17 protein-coding genes are annotated in these 15151 nt (G+C 69.2%); 6 read left to right on the plus strand and 11 right to left on the minus strand.

The window, feature by feature from the left end:
* Positions 1-291: 291 nt before the first annotated feature.
* The 4 genes from ACFWP7_RS25205 to ACFWP7_RS25220 all read right to left on the minus strand — a co-directional run bounded on the left by ACFWP7_RS25205 (position 292) and on the right by ACFWP7_RS25220 (position 3104).
* Positions 292-810, minus strand: a complete 519-nt coding sequence (locus tag ACFWP7_RS25205) for a SixA phosphatase family protein (RefSeq protein ID WP_384385027.1) — start codon at positions 808-810, stop codon at positions 292-294.
* A gap of 172 nt (positions 811-982) precedes the next feature.
* Positions 983-1198, minus strand: coding sequence for a hypothetical protein (locus ACFWP7_RS25210; protein ID WP_384385030.1), 216 nt, complete (start codon positions 1196-1198; stop codon positions 983-985).
* Positions 1199-1465: 267 nt separating this feature from the next.
* Positions 1466-1582, minus strand: coding sequence for an SGM_5486 family transporter-associated protein (locus ACFWP7_RS25215; RefSeq protein ID WP_384385033.1), 117 nt, complete (start codon positions 1580-1582; stop codon positions 1466-1468).
* Between the two features lie 157 nt (positions 1583-1739).
* Complete coding sequence (locus ACFWP7_RS25220) at positions 1740-3104, minus strand: CynX/NimT family MFS transporter (RefSeq protein ID WP_384385035.1); 1365 nt, start codon at positions 3102-3104, stop codon at positions 1740-1742.
* 88 nt (positions 3105-3192) lie between these two features.
* Between ACFWP7_RS25220 and ACFWP7_RS25225 the strand changes: the two genes are divergently transcribed.
* Positions 3193-3873: a FadR/GntR family transcriptional regulator gene (locus tag ACFWP7_RS25225; protein ID WP_384385037.1), complete on the plus strand. Its 681-nt coding sequence runs from the start codon at positions 3193-3195 to the stop codon at positions 3871-3873.
* A 9-nt stretch (positions 3874-3882) separates the two neighbouring features.
* On the opposite strand, the gene ACFWP7_RS25230 is transcribed toward ACFWP7_RS25225, so the two are convergent.
* The 3 genes from ACFWP7_RS25230 to fabG all read right to left on the minus strand — a co-directional run bounded on the left by ACFWP7_RS25230 (position 3883) and on the right by fabG (position 5871).
* Positions 3883-4227 (minus strand): hypothetical protein, encoded by a 345-nt coding sequence (locus ACFWP7_RS25230; protein WP_384385040.1) that lies wholly within the window; start codon positions 4225-4227, stop codon positions 3883-3885.
* 151 nt (positions 4228-4378) lie between these two features.
* Positions 4379-5146, minus strand: coding sequence for an enoyl-ACP reductase FabI (fabI, locus tag ACFWP7_RS25235; RefSeq protein ID WP_384385043.1), 768 nt, complete (start codon positions 5144-5146; stop codon positions 4379-4381).
* Positions 5147-5151: 5 nt separating this feature from the next.
* On the minus strand, positions 5152-5871 hold the full coding sequence (fabG, locus tag ACFWP7_RS25240) for a 3-oxoacyl-[acyl-carrier-protein] reductase (protein WP_384385046.1): 720 nt from the start codon (positions 5869-5871) through the stop codon (positions 5152-5154).
* Positions 5872-6146: 275 nt separating this feature from the next.
* On the opposite strand from fabG, the gene ACFWP7_RS25245 reads away from it, so the two are divergent.
* The 3 genes from ACFWP7_RS25245 (at position 6147) to tyrS (ending at position 10502) form a co-directional block, all read left to right on the plus strand.
* The gene (locus ACFWP7_RS25245; RefSeq protein WP_384385049.1) at positions 6147-7709 is read left to right on the plus strand and encodes a TldD/PmbA family protein; all 1563 of its coding nucleotides are present in this window, start codon (positions 6147-6149) and stop codon (positions 7707-7709) included.
* An 82-nt stretch (positions 7710-7791) separates the two neighbouring features.
* Entirely contained in the window at positions 7792-9189 is a 1398-nt protein-coding gene (locus ACFWP7_RS25250; RefSeq protein ID WP_384385052.1) for a metallopeptidase TldD-related protein, read from the plus strand.
* 44 nt (positions 9190-9233) lie between these two features.
* Entirely contained in the window at positions 9234-10502 is a 1269-nt protein-coding gene (tyrS, locus tag ACFWP7_RS25255) for a tyrosine--tRNA ligase (protein WP_384385055.1), read from the plus strand.
* A gap of 70 nt (positions 10503-10572) precedes the next feature.
* On the opposite strand, the gene ACFWP7_RS25260 is transcribed toward tyrS, so the two are convergent.
* Positions 10573-10848 carry a GlsB/YeaQ/YmgE family stress response membrane protein gene (locus ACFWP7_RS25260; RefSeq protein WP_384385059.1) on the minus strand — a complete coding sequence of 92 codons (276 nt, stop codon included), beginning with the start codon at positions 10846-10848 and terminating at the stop codon, positions 10573-10575.
* Between the two features lie 245 nt (positions 10849-11093).
* On the opposite strand from ACFWP7_RS25260, the gene ACFWP7_RS25265 reads away from it, so the two are divergent.
* Positions 11094-11480, plus strand: coding sequence for a DUF3099 domain-containing protein (locus tag ACFWP7_RS25265; protein ID WP_384385247.1), 387 nt, complete (start codon positions 11094-11096; stop codon positions 11478-11480).
* A gap of 267 nt (positions 11481-11747) precedes the next feature.
* A complete protein-coding gene (locus ACFWP7_RS25270) occupies positions 11748-11990 on the plus strand; it encodes a hypothetical protein (RefSeq protein WP_384385062.1) in 243 nt (80 codons plus the stop codon).
* 7 nt (positions 11991-11997) lie between these two features.
* On the opposite strand, the gene moaA is transcribed toward ACFWP7_RS25270, so the two are convergent.
* The 3 genes from moaA to ACFWP7_RS25285 form a co-directional block, all read right to left on the minus strand.
* A complete protein-coding gene (moaA, locus tag ACFWP7_RS25275; RefSeq protein ID WP_384385064.1) occupies positions 11998-12987 on the minus strand; it encodes a GTP 3',8-cyclase MoaA in 990 nt (329 codons plus the stop codon).
* A gap of 146 nt (positions 12988-13133) precedes the next feature.
* Positions 13134-14753: a cation acetate symporter gene (locus tag ACFWP7_RS25280; protein WP_384385067.1), complete on the minus strand. Its 1620-nt coding sequence runs from the start codon at positions 14751-14753 to the stop codon at positions 13134-13136.
* Positions 14750-15106: a DUF485 domain-containing protein gene (locus ACFWP7_RS25285; protein ID WP_384385069.1), complete on the minus strand. Its 357-nt coding sequence runs from the start codon at positions 15104-15106 to the stop codon at positions 14750-14752. The genes ACFWP7_RS25280 and ACFWP7_RS25285 overlap by 4 nt, the downstream gene beginning before the upstream one ends.
* Between the last annotated feature and the right edge of the window lie 45 nt (positions 15107-15151).

Here is a 15151-nt window from a genome sequence, read left to right on the forward strand (position 1 = left end):
TCACCGGGAACAAGCTCGCGAACTGCTCGTCAGCGAACAGAACACCCAGCTCGTCCCGGATCCGAATCGCCAGACTTCCCTTGGGGAAGGCAGCCCGCGCCACCCGCACCGTCTCCACCGGAATCTCCCCCGGCTCCTGCGGCTGCATCGACATCGACACCCTCCCCGTACGACAACGTCGGCCTTCAAGACCACAACCAGGTCTTGAAGGCCGACGTCACGCAGGGATCCGGATTAACCAACAGCGTCCCGTCACGGTGCCGGGCCCCTCGCTATCTCTTGGCCGGGTCGTCAGTCGCTCGGCGCCCAGTAGTCGATCAGCGTGGCCGCTCCGGGCTCCAGGGACTTCCAGGAGCCGTCCAGGGAAAGCACCGCGAAGGCGGCTGCGGGGAATCCTCTGTCGTTCATCCGGGTGCGGGTGTCGCCTTCGGCCTGTCCGGCCAGGATGTCGGCGAGGCCCTGCACTCCTGGGTTGTGGCCGATCAGGACCACGTCCTGCGCGTCTTCGGGGGTTTCGTTCAGTACGGCGATCAGCTCGCCCGGCGAGGCTTCGTACAGCCGCTCCTCGTAGACCGTCTTCGGCCGGTGCTGGAGCTCATGGACGGCGAGTTTCCAGGTCTCACGCGTCCGGGCCGCGGTGGAGCAGAGGGCCAGATCGAAGGGGATGCCGGTGTCGGCCAGCTTGCGTCCGGCGACGGCTGCGTCCTTGCGGCCCCGGTCGGCGAGCGGCCGCTCGTGGTCGGGCACCTGTGGCCAGTCGGCTTTCGCATGCCGGAAGAGGACAATCCTGCGGGGTTCTGCGACGCTCATGTGTCCCAGCTTCGCATGAAACACGCCATGGGGCGCAGGGAGTTGACTCGCTGCACCGGGAGGGGTGACAGGGGCTCTCGGGGCGACGGTGCGGGGCGGTTGACGACACCTGGGGCCGGGAGGTCACGGCGCCTGGTGGCGGGGCGAATCCGGGCTCCTGGTGGCCTGCAGATCAGGGGGCTTGGTTCAGCACCGTCTGCTGGACGCGCTCGAAGACATCCGTGATCGCGGGGGTGCCGCCGGCCGCGTGCGCGTCCACCGGATTGAGTATCAGGAGCAGCAGGGTGACGAAGGCGAGCATCGGCAGCGCGAGGGCCCACCAGGGCAGCCGGATGTCGATGCGGCCCTTGGTCGCCGGGTGGAGCCGGGGGTGCGTAGGGGCCGACATGCCGCCTCCGTGGTCTTCGAGTGGTCCGTGGCCGCGTCCTCGCGGCCACAATTCGAAGTTACGGAATGCGGAGCCCTCAACCCATCCGGTGATCCACCCACTTGACCCTGACACTCACCCCCTAGGGGATGGGGGGCCAGCACCACCACGGACGCCGGGCGTGCCCCGCGAAGACCCCGCCGGACACGGTGCCTGCATGGCGGCCAGGGGGACGGTACGCGGCGGTCAAAGCGACAGCACGCGGCGCTCAAGGGGACTGCGCGGCAGTCAGGGTGAGGCGATCGTCGCGATGATGCCGATGATCACGGTGATGGCGAGGAACGTGCCGAAGATGAGCAGCATCTTCTTCTGGCCGTTCTGGGGGTTCGGATCGAGCACTGGCATACGCCCAGTCTCGCACCCTTCGCCCGCCCCATCACGGTGGGGTCACCACCTCACCAACGGGATTGGATCCCCCGGGTGCACCCTCGGATCGCTCCTGGGCCCGCTCGGACCCCTCATCAACGCATCCGGCGCTCGGCCTCACATCCAGCACTCAGCCTCACATTCGGCGGGCGGCCTCATCCTCCACCGTGCGGTCGCGCCCGGCGAGGATGCCCACCGCGATCTGCGGGATCATCAGCCCGGCCATGAGAGCGAGGGGCAGCCCCCAGCCGCCGCTGTGCTGGTAGAGCACGCCCACGAGGAGCGGCCCGGGAATGGAGATCAGATAACCGGCACTCTGCGCGAAGGCCGACAGCTTGGCCACGCCCGCACCGGTCCTGGCCCGCATGCCGACCATCGTGAGGGCCAGCGGGAAGGCGCAGTTGGAGACGCCGAGCAGCAGGGCCCAGGCCCAGGCGCCGCCCGCGGGGGCGACGTAGAGGCCCGCGTATCCGGCGAGACCGCAGACGCCGAGCGCGACCACGATCGGCCCCTGGTGGGGCAGGCGCGTGGCGAGGCGCGGGATGACGAAGGCCAGCGGCACGCCCATCACCATCGTGACGGCGAGAAGCAGACCCGCGGTGCCGGCCGAGACTCCCGCGTCGCGGAAGATCTGCGCCATCCAACCCATCGTGATGTACGCCGCGGTGGCCTGAAGCCCGAAGAACACGGCGAGCGCCCATGCGGTACGGCTCCGGGTGATCCGCAGCCCGTCGGGCACGCGCGGGACCGAGCCGGAAACACCGGACCGCGAATCCCCCCGCGCACCAGGCACGGAAGCCCCCTGCGCACCGGGCACGAAGGTCCCCTGCCGGCCGCTCGCGCCGGCCCCCCGCGCGCGCGTGAGCGGTATCCACGGCAGTACGGCCACCACCGCCAGCCCCGCCCACACCACGAGCCCGGACCGCCAACTGCCACCCAGGGCGTCGGTCATGGGAACGGTCACCGCCGCAGCGGCCGCGGTGCCGAGTGCGAGGGCCATGGAGTACAGGCCGGTCATCGAACCGACCCGCTCCGGGAACCAGCTCTTGACGATCACCGGCATCAGCACGTTGCTGACGGCGATGCCCATGAGCGCGAGTGCGGTGGCGGCCAGGAAGCCTGCGGTGTTCCCGGCGTACGGGCGGATCGCCAGGCCCGTCGCGATGGCGACCATGCCCGCGCAGACGACGGCACCGGGCCCGAAACGGCGGGCGAGCCGCGGCGCCATCACCCCGAAGACCGCGAAACAGAGCGGCGGCACGGAGGTGAGCAGCCCGGCGACGCTGCCGCTCATGCCGAGTCCGTCGCGTACCTCTTCCAGGAGGGCGCCGAGGCTCGTGATCGCAGGCCGCAGATTGAGGGCCGTGAGGACGATCGCGACGACCACCAGACGCGTCATCCGCGCGCGCGTGGATGACGTTTCGCGCTCGGTCTCCGTCTCGGTGCCTGCGGAACTGCGTATGGGTGCGGACGGCATCGTCCGGGTCTCCTCGCTTGCCATGTCGCCCATCATAGAATCATGGGATGATTGGCTGTCCAATCCCCTTGCGTTAGTCTCCGGAGCCTCCGGCCCCGTACGAAGGACCGTCATGCCGCTGAGCCACCCTCGCCGTTCGGCACTGTCCGAGCAGGTCATCGCCGAGCTGCGGAACCAGATCACCTCGGGCGAGTGGCCGGTGGGCTCCCGCATCCCGACCGAGCCGGAGCTCGTCGAGCAGCTGGGCGTCGCCCGCAACACGGTCCGCGAGGCCGTCCGCGCGCTCGCGCACAACGGCCTGCTCGACATCCGGCAGGGTTCGGGCACCTACGTGGCGGCGACCAGCGAGCTGGCGGGTGTGATGCACCGCCGCTTCGCGGACGCCGATCCGCGGCACATCGCCGAGCTGCGCTCCACGCTGGAGTCGAGCGCCGCGAAACTCGCCGCCGAGCGGCGCACCGAGCGCGATCTCAAACAGCTGGACGGCCTGCTCGTACGCCGTGAGGAGGCCTGGGAGTCGGGCGACGCGGAGGCCTTCGTGACCGCCGACGCGACCTTCCATCTGGCGGTGGTGGCCGCCTCCCACAACGACGTCATGACGGCGATGTACGCGGACCTGGGCGAGGTACTGCGCGACTGGCTGCGCGAGGACGTCGGCAAGGAGCTGACGCCGGAGACGTACATGGACCACACCCGGCTCGTGGACGCGATCCGCGCGGGCGAGGCGGAGGCGGCTGCCACGGAGGCCGCGGGCTATCCGTTCCTGTGCCGCCCGGGACGGCTCAACCAGTAGGACCCGTCGTCACTTCTGGTGGCTGACCCAGACCGACCGGATCTCCTTCCAGCACCGGCCGGTCAGCCGTACGGTCTCCGCCGGCCCCGCGCCGACGAGGGCGCCGTCGCTGTCGATGTCCCACCAGCGGTCGCACTCGACGTGCAGGCGTACGCGATCGGTATCCACGTAGGGGTTGTGGCAGTAGGCGACGGCATGCGAGCCGGTGACCGTGGTGCGGCACTCGGCACCGAACGGCTGTAGCACGGGCGGATTCTCGGAGCCCACGCGCGCGTGGGGCACGGCGTCGTACGGCAGAACCGTCACTAGAGCGACAGCGGCGAACACCGGGGCGAAACGGCGGGACAGGCGCACAAGCGGACCTCCTCGGCCGTACGGCTGCGGGGCGGTGCGTCATCCCAGCGTGCGCGGTGCGCCGTCCCGGATGCCCGTCAAATAGGCCTAACGGGTGACGCCCCGCTCCCCGCACACTGCGGGAGACGGGGCGTCGGCGACGTACAGGAAATCACGCCCCGATAGCGTGCAGACCGCCGTCCACGTGGATGATCTCGCCGGTCGTCTTCGGGAACCAGTCGCTCAGCAGCGCGACGATGCCCTTGCCGGCCGGCTCCGGGTCCTTGAGGTCCCACTCCAGCGGGGAGCGGTTGTCCCACACGGAGGCCAGCTCGTCGAAGCCCGGGATGGACTTGGCGGCCATCGAGCCGAGCGGGCCCGCGGAGATCAGGTTGCAGCGGATGTTCTGCTTGCCCAGGTCGCGGGCGAGGTAGCGGCTGGTCGCCTCCAGGGCGGCCTTGGCCGGGCCCATCCAGTCGTACTGCGGCCAGGCGAAGGACGCGTCGAAGGTGAGGCCGACGACCGAACCGCCGCTCTGCATCAGCGGCAGGCACGCCATGGTCAGCGACTTCAGGGAGAACGCCGAGACGTGCATGGCGGTGGCGACCGACTCGAACGGCGTGTTGAGGAAGTTGCCGCCGAGCGCGTCCGGCGGCGCGAAGCCGATGGAGTGCACGACGCCGTCCAGGCCGCCCAGCTCCTCGCCGACGATGTCGGCAAGACGCGCGAGGTGCTCGTCGTTGGTCACGTCGAGCTCGATGACCTTGGTGGGCTTGGGGAGCTTCTTGGCGATGCGCTCGGTCAGCGTGGGCCGCGGGAACGCGGTCAGGATGATCTCGGCGCCCTGCTCCTGGGCCTGCTTGGCGGCGTGGAAGGCGATGGAGGACTCCAGCAGCACACCGGAGATCAGGACGCGCTTGCCCTCGAGAATTCCGCTCATGGTGATCAGTGACCCATGCCCAATCCGCCGTCGACGGGAATGACGGCTCCAGTGATGTACGAGGCGTCGTCCGAGGCGAGGAACCGCACCGTGGCGGCGATCTCCTCGGGCTGCGCGTAGCGGCCCAGCGGCACCTGCTTGACGATGCCCGCGCGCTGCTCGTCGGTGAGCACCTTGGTCATGTCGGTGTCGACGAAACCGGGCGCGACGACGTTGAAGGTGATGTTGCGCGAGCCGAGTTCACGGGCGAGCGAGCGTGCGAACCCGACCAGGCCGGCCTTGGAGGCGGCGTAGTTCGCCTGACCCGCGGAGCCGAGCAGCCCCACGACCGAGGAAATCAGTACGACGCGGCCCTTCTTGGCCCGCAGCATGGCTCGGTTGGCCCGCTTCACGACGCGGAAGGTGCCCGTGAGGTTGGTGTCGAGGACGGACGTGAAGTCCTCCTCCGACATGCGCATCAGGAGTTGGTCCTTGGTGACACCCGCGTTGGCGATCAGAACCTCGACCGGACCGTGCTCGGCCTCGATCTCCTTGTAGGCCTGCTCCACCTGCTCGGAGTCGGTGATGTCGCACTTCACCGCGAGGCAGCCCAGATCGGTGAGCACGGCCGGTGGCTCGCCGGAACGGTAAGTGATCGCGACCTTGTCGCCGCCCTCGGCGAACGCGCGGGCGATGGCGAGGCCGATGCCCCGATTGCCTCCGGTGACGAGAACCGAGCGGCTCAACGGATCACCCTTTCGATAACGGTCCGAAGCCCCTGCACAGGACAGGCGCCTTACTCGAAAACCTATCGGTCCCGCCCCGCATGCGGAGAATCGGGCACCGACAGTCGCGTAGGGGACTCGCTGTCGGGTCCCTACAGAAAGCCGTAGCCCGCCCGCCGAAAGCCCATGGCCCATCTACCGAAAGCCCGTGGCCCGCCCACCGACGGGCAACCCGGCCGTCCATAAAGGTTCACAAGGCACCGGAAAGACATGGCCTCCGACCCCGCCCGCGCGACATGATCGGTCCGACAGGCCACGACAGCAGGGAGACCTCCGTGCCTCATTCCATCGACGAAGCCTTCACGGCACTACCGCTGCGCGCCCTGGCCGACGCCGCGCTCGCGCGGGCCCGGGCGCTGGGCGCCGACCATGCCGACTTCCGCTTCGAACGGGTACGCAGCGCGGCATGGCGGCTGCGGGACGCCAAGCCCGCCGGATCCTCCGACACGACAGACCTCGGGTATGCGGTGCGCGTGGTGCACGGCGGGACCTGGGGATTCGCGTCGGGGGTGGATCTGACGATGGACGCGGCCGCGAAGGTCGCCTCGCAGGCCGTGGCGATGGCGAAGCTGTCGGCCCAGGTGATCAAGGCGGCCGGATCCGACGAGCGCGTCGAGCTGGCGGACGAGCCGGTGCACGCCGACAGGACGTGGATCTCGTCGTACGAAATCGATCCCTTCTCCGTGCCGGCCGAGGAGAAGGCCGGGCTGCTCGCGGAGTGGAGCGCGCGGCTCCTTGCGGCCGACGGCGTCAGCCATGTCGACGCCTCGCTGCTGACCGTGCACGAGAACAAGTTCTACGCCGACACCTCCGGGACCGTGACCACGCAGCAGCGTGTACGGCTGCACCCGCAGGTGAACGCCGTCGCCGTCGACGAGTCCAGCGGCGAGTTCGACTCGATGCGGACCATCGCGCCGCCGGTCGGGCGCGGCTGGGAGTATCTGACGGGCACCGGCTGGGACTGGGAGTCCGAGCTGGAGCAGATTCCGGAACTGCTCGCCGAAAAGATGCGCGCCCCCAGTGTGCAGGCGGGGGTGTACGACCTGGTCGTCGACCCGTCCAACCTCTGGCTGACCATCCACGAGTCCATCGGCCACGCCACCGAACTGGACCGGGCACTCGGCTACGAGGCCGCGTACGCCGGGACCTCCTTCGCCACCTTCGACCAGCTGGGCAAACTGCGGTACGGCTCCGAGCTGATGAACGTCACCGGTGACCGGACCGCCGAGCACGGACTCTCGACCATCGGGTACGACGACGAGGGTGTCGCCGGACAGTCGTGGGACCTGGTGAAGGACGGGACCCTCGTCGGCTATCAGCTCGACCGGCGTATCGCGAAGCTGACCGGGTTCGAGCGCTCCAACGGGTGCGCGTACGCCGACTCCCCCGGCCATGTGCCCGTGCAGCGCATGGCGAACGTGTCGCTCCAGCCGGATCCCGCCGGGCTCTCGACCGAGGGCCTGATCGGGAGCGTCGACCGGGGCATCTATGTCGTCGGTGACCGCTCCTGGAGCATCGACATGCAGCGCTACAACTTCCAGTTCACCGGGCAGCGGTTCTTCAGGATCGAGAACGGTCAGATCACGGGCCAGCTGCGTGATGTCGCGTACCAGGCGACGACCACCGACTTCTGGGGCTCGATGGCCGCGGTCGGTGGACCGCAGACGTACGTACTGGGCGGTGCCTTCAACTGCGGCAAGGCCCAGCCGGGTCAGGTCGCGGCGGTCTCGCACGGCTGCCCGTCGGCCCTCTTCAAGGGCGTCAACATTCTCAACACCACCCAGGAGGCCGGACGATGAGCGTCAGCACCGGGATCGGCCGGGGGTCCGGGGGTCATCTCCCGGGCAAGCACAGTCTCAACACCAAGCAGGAGGCCGGTCGATGAGCACGACGACTCGTACGAACAAGCCGCACGAGGTTGTCGAGCGCGCCCTCGAACTCTCCCGCGCCGACGGCTGCGTGGTGATCGCCGACGAGGAGTCGACCGCCAACCTGCGCTGGGCGGGCAACGCGCTGACCACGAACGGGGTCACGCGCGGGCGCACGCTCACCGTCATCGCCACCGTCGACGGCCGCGAGGGCACGGCGTCCGGAGTGGTCTCGCGCGCGGCCGTGACCGCCGATGAACTGGAGCCCCTGGTGCGGGCCGCGGAGGCGGCGGCGCGCGGTGCGGCTCCGGCCGAGGACGCCCAGCCGCTCGTCTCGGGCGTCCCGGAGTCCCCCGACTTCACGGACGCGCCCATCGAGACCTCGTCCGCCGTGTTCGCGGACTTCGCGCCGGCGCTCGGTGAATCGTTCGCCCGCGCACGCGGGGGCGGCCGGGAGCTCTACGGGTTCGCCAACCACGAGCTCGTCTCCAGCTATCTCGGTACGTCGACGGGGCTGCGGCTGCGGCACGACCAGCCCAAGGGGACGCTGGAGCTCAACGCCAAGTCGCCGGACCGTACGCGTTCGGCGTGGGCGGGGCGGTCGACACGGGACTTCAAGGACGTCGACCCGGCGGCGCTGGACGCCGAGCTGGCCGTACGACTCGGGTGGGCACAGCGGCGTATCGACCTGCCCGCGGGGCGCTACGAGACGCTGCTGCCGCCGACCGCCGTCGCGGACCTGCTGATCTACCAGCTGTGGTCGGCGTCGGCCCGGGACGCGGCCGAGGGCCGGACGGTGTTCAGCAAGCCCGGCGGGACCCGCGTCGGCGAGAGGCTCACCGAGCTGCCGCTGACGCTGCGCAGCGACCCGCACGAGCCGGGGCTCGAAACCTCGCCGTTCGTCCTCACCCACTCCTCCGGCGACGACGCGTCCGTGTTCGACAACGGGCTGCCCCTCAAGGCGACCGAGTGGATCCGCAACGGTGAGCTCAAGCACCTGACCACCACCCGGCACAGCGCGGGCCTGACCGGGCTGCCGGTGGCGCCGTCGATCGGCAACCTGATCCTGGACGGCGGCGACGACCGCTCCCTGGAGGAGATGGTTGCCGCCACCGAGCGCGGTCTGCTGCTGACCTGCCTCTGGTATATCCGCGAGGTCGACCCGGCGACCCTGCTGCTGACCGGGCTGACCCGGGACGGCGTCTACCTCGTCGAGAACGGCGAGGTCGTCGGCGAGGTCAACAACTTCCGGTTCAACGAGTCGCCGGTGGGCCTGCTGGGGCGGGCGACGGAGGCGGGGCGGACCGAAAAGACCTTGCCGCGCGAGTGGAGCGATTGGTTCACTCGGGCCGCGATGCCCGCGCTGCGCATCCCGGACTTCAATATGAGCTCTGTCAGCCAGGGCGTATAACCTCGTACGAGCTCGACCGGACCTTCCAAGGAGATACGAGAACCGTGACGGACATCGTCGACGAACTGCAGTGGCGGGGGCTGATCGCCCTCTCCACTGACGAGGACGCATTGCGCAAGGCGTTCGCGGACGGTCCCGTCACGTTCTACTGCGGTTTCGACCCCACCGCGCCGAGCCTGCATCTCGGAAACCTCGTGCAGATCCTGACGATGCGCCGGATCCAGCAGGCGGGCAACCGCCCGCTGGGCCTGGTCGGCGGCGCCACCGGCCTGATCGGCGACCCGAAGCCGAACTCCGAGCGCACGCTGAACTCGCCCGAGGTCGTCGCCGAGTGGGTGGGGCGGCTGCGCGCGCAGATCGCACCGCTGCTGGACTTCGAGGGTCCGCACGCCGCGGTGATGGTCAACAACCTGGACTGGACCGAGGGCCTGTCGGCCATCGAGTTCCTCCGGGACATCGGCAAGCACTTCCGGGTCAACAAGATGATCGCGAAGGAGGCCGTCTCCCGGCGGCTCAACTCCGACGCGGGCATCAGCTACACGGAGTTCAGCTACCAGATCCTCCAGGGCATGGACTTCCTGGAGCTGTACCGCAGGCACGGCTGCACGCTGCAGACCGGCGGCAGCGACCAGTGGGGCAACCTCACCTCGGGCACCGACCTGATCCACCGGGTCGAGCCGGAGGCCGTGGTGCACGCGCTGGGCACCCCGCTGATCACCAAGGCGGACGGCACCAAGTTCGGCAAGACGGAGTCCGGCACGATCTGGCTGGACGCCGAGATGACCACGCCGTACGCGTTCTACCAGTTCTGGCTGAACGCGGACGACCGGGACGTCTCCAAGTTCCTGCGCATCTTCAGCTTCAGGTCCCACGAGGAGATCGAGGAGCTGGAGAAGCAGACCGAGGAGCGCCCGCAGGCCCGCGCGGCCCAGCGGGCGCTCGCCGAGGAGCTGACGACGCTGGTGCACGGCGCCGACCAGACGGCCGCCGTGGTCGCCGCGTCCAGGGCCCTCTTCGGGCAGGGCGAGCTGGCCGAGCTCGACGAGAGGACGCTGACCGCGGCCCTCTCCGAGGTGCCGCACATCCAGGTCGCCGAGCTGGCGCCCACGGTGGACCTCTTCGCGGAGGTCGGCCTGGTGGCCAGCAAGTCGGCCGCGCGCCGCACGGTCAAGGAGGGCGGCGCGTACGTGAACAACGCGAAGGTCCCCGCCGAGGACGCGGTCCCCGCCAAGGAGGACCTGCTGCACGGGCGCTGGCTGGTGCTGCGCCGGGGCAAGAAGAACCTGGCGGCCGTGGAGGTCACGGGGGCCTGAGCCCTCGTAGGCACGGCGAAGGGGCGGACACCCGTGACGGCGTCCGCCCCTTCGCCGTACGTACGGATGCTCAGGCTCGCTGCTTGTTGCCCCGTAGGGCCACGTACGCCATGTCGCCCAGGAAGACGATGACGATGGCGGCGCCGAGTTGCAGCGCGTGACGGCCCCAGTCGATGCCGCTCGTCTCGTCGATGCCGATGCTCCGGGCGATCGCGTTGCCAACGATGGCGCCGATGATGCCGAAGATGGTGGTCAGCCAGAGTGGGCTGTGCTGCTTGCCCGGAAGGATGGCCTTGGCCAGCAGGCCCAGCACAAACCCGACGATGATCGCCCACAACCAGCCCATGGCTGCCTCCTAGTACGGCTCTACGCGAGCATTAGGCTCAGTGTCGGACTGTCCGCCATACGGCGCATGTCGGGCGGAGCCATACGCGGTACGACGCATCGGTTCCGGCCCGTGGGAACTGGCCCCGGTCTCGAAGACGACGCAGCCTCGGCGTAACCTGAAGGCTGTTCGGGCCTGCCTCCCTGACCAGGGTCGGACTGGGTACGGGCCGGGGAGAGTCCGACACGGGCGGGTGGTGGAACGTGCTGCGGAAGCAGAGCAACGGCCAGGTCTTCCGGATCACCGGAGCCAGGCAGGGGCTCGACGAGGACGTACGCGGCAGACAGCGCCGCTATGTCATCTCGATGTCCGTCCGCACGGTCGCCGTGATCCTCACCGCCGTCCTCTGGAACGTCGAGCGTCATGTCGCCGTGGTCGCCCTGGTACTGGGCGTACTTCTCCCCTATGTCTCCGTGGTGATCGCCAACGCGGGCCGGGAGAACGTCCCGTCGTTGCCTTCGACGTTCATCGCCGCCCCCACCCGTCCGATGATCGCGCCGCCGCGGCAGAACGGCTTCGCGGAGCCCGCGCCGGAAGACCTCGCGGCCGACTCAGGGGCACGGCCGCGGGCCGAGCCGCACGACCCGAGCTGACCCACCGGCCGCCGGCACCACCCTGGAGCTGACCACGGAGGATGGGCCGAAAGTGGAACCCAAAGGTGCGTTAAGCTCAAGAAAAGCTCAGATCAATCATGTTGTTCCGGTGCCAGGCACCGGGTCCCCCATGGCATACTTCGTACGCGCTCCGCATCCCCCGTCGGAGCGACGGACCGACGCCGGGCAGCTCCCCCCGTGGCTGCTCGGCGTCGCCTTTTCGGGGCTGTTTCCAGGGCCGTTCTCGGAGCCGTCTAGGCTGGGTGCGTGACCTTCCCGCTCTTCCCCGATACCGCCCCCTCCACTCCTCAGTGCTCGGCCAAGGCCTGTCGCGCCGACGCGGAGTGGGTGCTCGCGTGGAACAACCCGAAGCTGCACACTCCGGAGCGCCGCAAGACGTGGCTCGCGTGTGAGGACCATCGCGAGCATCTCTCCAAGTTCCTTGGTGTACGCGGGTTCCTGAAGGACGTGGTGCCCTTGGCGGAGTGGGAACAGGACGAGGTCCGATAGCGGCGGGTCAGCCGCCGATCGCCGACATCGGCCGATCCGGCTGGAGGAACGACGGGTCGTCCAGGCCGGACCCCGCCTTCTTGCCCCACATCGCGAGCCGCCAGATGCGGGCGATCTCCTCGTCGGGGGCGTCCGAGCGCAGGGCGGCCCGCAGGTCGGTCTCCTCGGAGGCGAAGAGGCAGGTGCGGACCTGGCCGTCGGCCGTGAGCCGCGTACGGTCGCAGGCCGAGCAGAACGGGCGGGTGACCGAGGCGATCACGCCGACGCGGTGCGGACCGCCGTCGACGAGCCAGCGCTCCGCGGGGGCGGAGCCGCGCACGGTGGCAGCCTCCTCGGTGAGCTGGAAGCGGGTGCGCAGTGAGGTGAGGATGTCACCGGCGGTGACCATGCCCTCGCGCTTCCAGCCGTGCTGGGCGTCCAGCGGCATCTGCTCGATGAACCGCAGTTCGTATTCGTGCTGTACGGCCCAGGCCAGCAGATCCGGGGCCTCGGTCTCGTTCAGGCCCGGCATCAGGACCGTGTTGACCTTGACGGGGGTCAGGCCGGCGTCATGGGCGGCTGCCAGGCCCTCGATGACGTCCTTGTGGCGGTCCCGGCGGGTGAGGGTCTTGAAGACGTCGGGGCGCAGGGTGTCCAGCGATACGTTCACCCGGTCCAGGCCCGCCGCCTTGAGGGCCGCGGCGGTGCGCTTGAGGCCGATGCCGTTCGTGGTGAGGGACATCTGGGGGCGGGGCTCCAGGGCGGCGACCCGCTCGACGATGCCGACGATGCCGGGGCGCAGCAGAGGCTCGCCGCCGGTGAAGCGGACCTCGGTGATGCCGAGGGCGGTGACCGCGATGCCGATCAGGCGGACGATCTCGTCGTCCGTGAGCAGGTCGGGCTTGGCCAGCCACTGCAGGCCCTCTTCGGGCATGCAGTACGTGCACCTCAGATTGCACTTGTCGGTCAACGAGACGCGTAGGTCGGTGGCCACTCGGCCGTAGGTGTCGATGAGCACGTGGGCCCCCTCCCTCGATGCGGATCTTTTTCTCCTGACACCAGCGAGCCTACGTGACGGGACTGACATCGGCGGAGGCCCGATCCCACCAGACACGGCGCGGCCGCGTCGTAGGGATCTACGACGCGGCCGTCACGGGGAGGTGCTCAGTGCGCTCCGGTACCGGTGAGGGACCGGACCTCCAGTTCGGCGTACTTGCCGGTGTCGGGCTCCTCCTTGGAGAGGAGCGTGCCGATCCAGCCCAGCAGGAAGCCGACGGGGATCGAGATGATGCCGGGGTTCTCCAGCGGGAACCAGTGGAAGTCGACGTCCGGGAACATCGACGTGGGCTTGCCCGAGACCACCGGCGAGAACAGCACCAGGCCGACCGCGGTGACGAGACCGCCGTAGATCGACCAGAGTGCGCCCTGCGTCGTGAACCTCTTCCAGAAGAGGCTGTAGAGGAGCGTCGGCAGGTTGGCCGAGGCGGCGACCGCGAAGGCGAGGGCGACCAGGCCGGCGACGTTCAGGTCGCGTGCGAGGGCGCCGAGGCCGATGGAGACGACACCGATGGCGACCGTGGCGTAGCGGGCGGCCCTGACCTCTTCCTTTTCGGTGGCCGTGCCCTTCTTGATGACGTTCGCGTAGATGTCGTGCGCGAACGAGGAGGACGAGGCGAGGGTCAGGCCGGCGACGACCGCGAGGATCGTGGCGAAGGCGACCGCCGAGATGGTGGCGAGCAGGATCGCGCCCCATGCCGAGTCGACGCCGCCGAGATGGAGCGCGAGCAGTGGCGCGGCCGTGTTGCCCGCCTTGTTGGAGGCGATGATCTCGTCCGGCTTGATGAGCGCGGCGGCGCCGAAGCCGAGCGCGATGGTCATCAGGTAGAAGCCGCCGATGATGCCGATCGCCCAGATCACGGACTTCCGCGCGGCCTTGGCGTTGGGGACCGTGTAGAAGCGGATCAGGATGTGCGGCAGACCGGCGGTGCCAAGGACCAGCGCGATGCCCAGCGAGATGAAGTCGATCTTCGAGGTGGTGGTGAGGCCGTACTTGAGGCCCGGTTCCAGGAAGGCCGAGCCCTTGCCGCTGTTCTCGGCGGCCGAGCCGAGCAGGTCGGAGATGTTGAAGTTGAACTTGAGCAGCACCAGGAAGGTGATGAGCAGGGTGCCCGCGATGAGCAGGACGGCCTTGACCATCTGGACCCAGGTAGTGCCCTTCATGCCGCCGATCGTCACGTACACGATCATCAGCAGGCCGACGAGCGCGACGATGCCGACCTTGCCCGCGTCGCTGGTGATGCCGAGCAGCAGGGAGACCAGGACACCGGCGCCCGCCATCTGGGCCAGCAGATAGAAGATCGAGACGACGATCGTGGAGGTGCCTGCCGCCGTACGGACCGGGCGCTGGCGCATGCGGTACGCGAGGACGTCGCCCATCGTGTACTTGCCGGAGTTCCGCAGCGGTTCGGCGACCAGGAGCAGCGCCACCAGCCAGGCGACCAGGAAGCCGATGGAGTACAGGAAGCCGTCGTACCCGAAGAGGGCGATCGCGCCCGCGATGCCGAGGAAGGACGCGGCGGACATGTAGTCGCCGGAGACGGCGAGGCCGTTCTGGAAGGCACTGAACTGGCGCCCGCCCGCGTAGAAGTCGGCCGCGTCCTTGGTCTGGCGGCCCGCCCAGACGGTGATGACGAGGGTCGCCAGTACGAAGACGGCGAACAGGGAGACGATCAGCGGCCGGTGCTCGCTGGCTTCACCGGCGGCGATGACGAACTGGGGGCTCATTCGCCGCCCTCCATCCGGGACTTGATGGCTGCGCCCTTGGGGTCGAGGTTCGCGGTGGCGAACCGCGAGTACCACCAGGCGATGAGGAACGTGGTGAGGAACTGGGCGAAGCCGAGGACCATGGCGACGTTGATGTTGCCGATCAGCTTGGTGCCCATGAAGTCGCCCGCGTAGCTCGAGAGCAGGACGTACAGCAGGTACCAGGTGATGAAGCCGATGGTCAGCGGGAAGGCGAAGGAGCGGTAGGAACGGCGCAGTTCACCGAACTCCGCGCTCTCCTGCATCTCGACGAACTTCTCGGTCGAGGGGAGCTCAGGATCTGTCTTCGAGGGGGGCGGTGCGTCGGTGGCCACGGAGTCTCCTCGCGTTGCGGGTGCGGTAGCGACGGTGGACGGGGG

Origin of the sequence: Streptomyces sp. NPDC058470 (assembly GCF_042721055.1) — a bacterium.
In the GTDB taxonomy this organism is placed as follows: domain Bacteria; phylum Actinomycetota; class Actinomycetes; order Streptomycetales; family Streptomycetaceae; genus Streptomyces.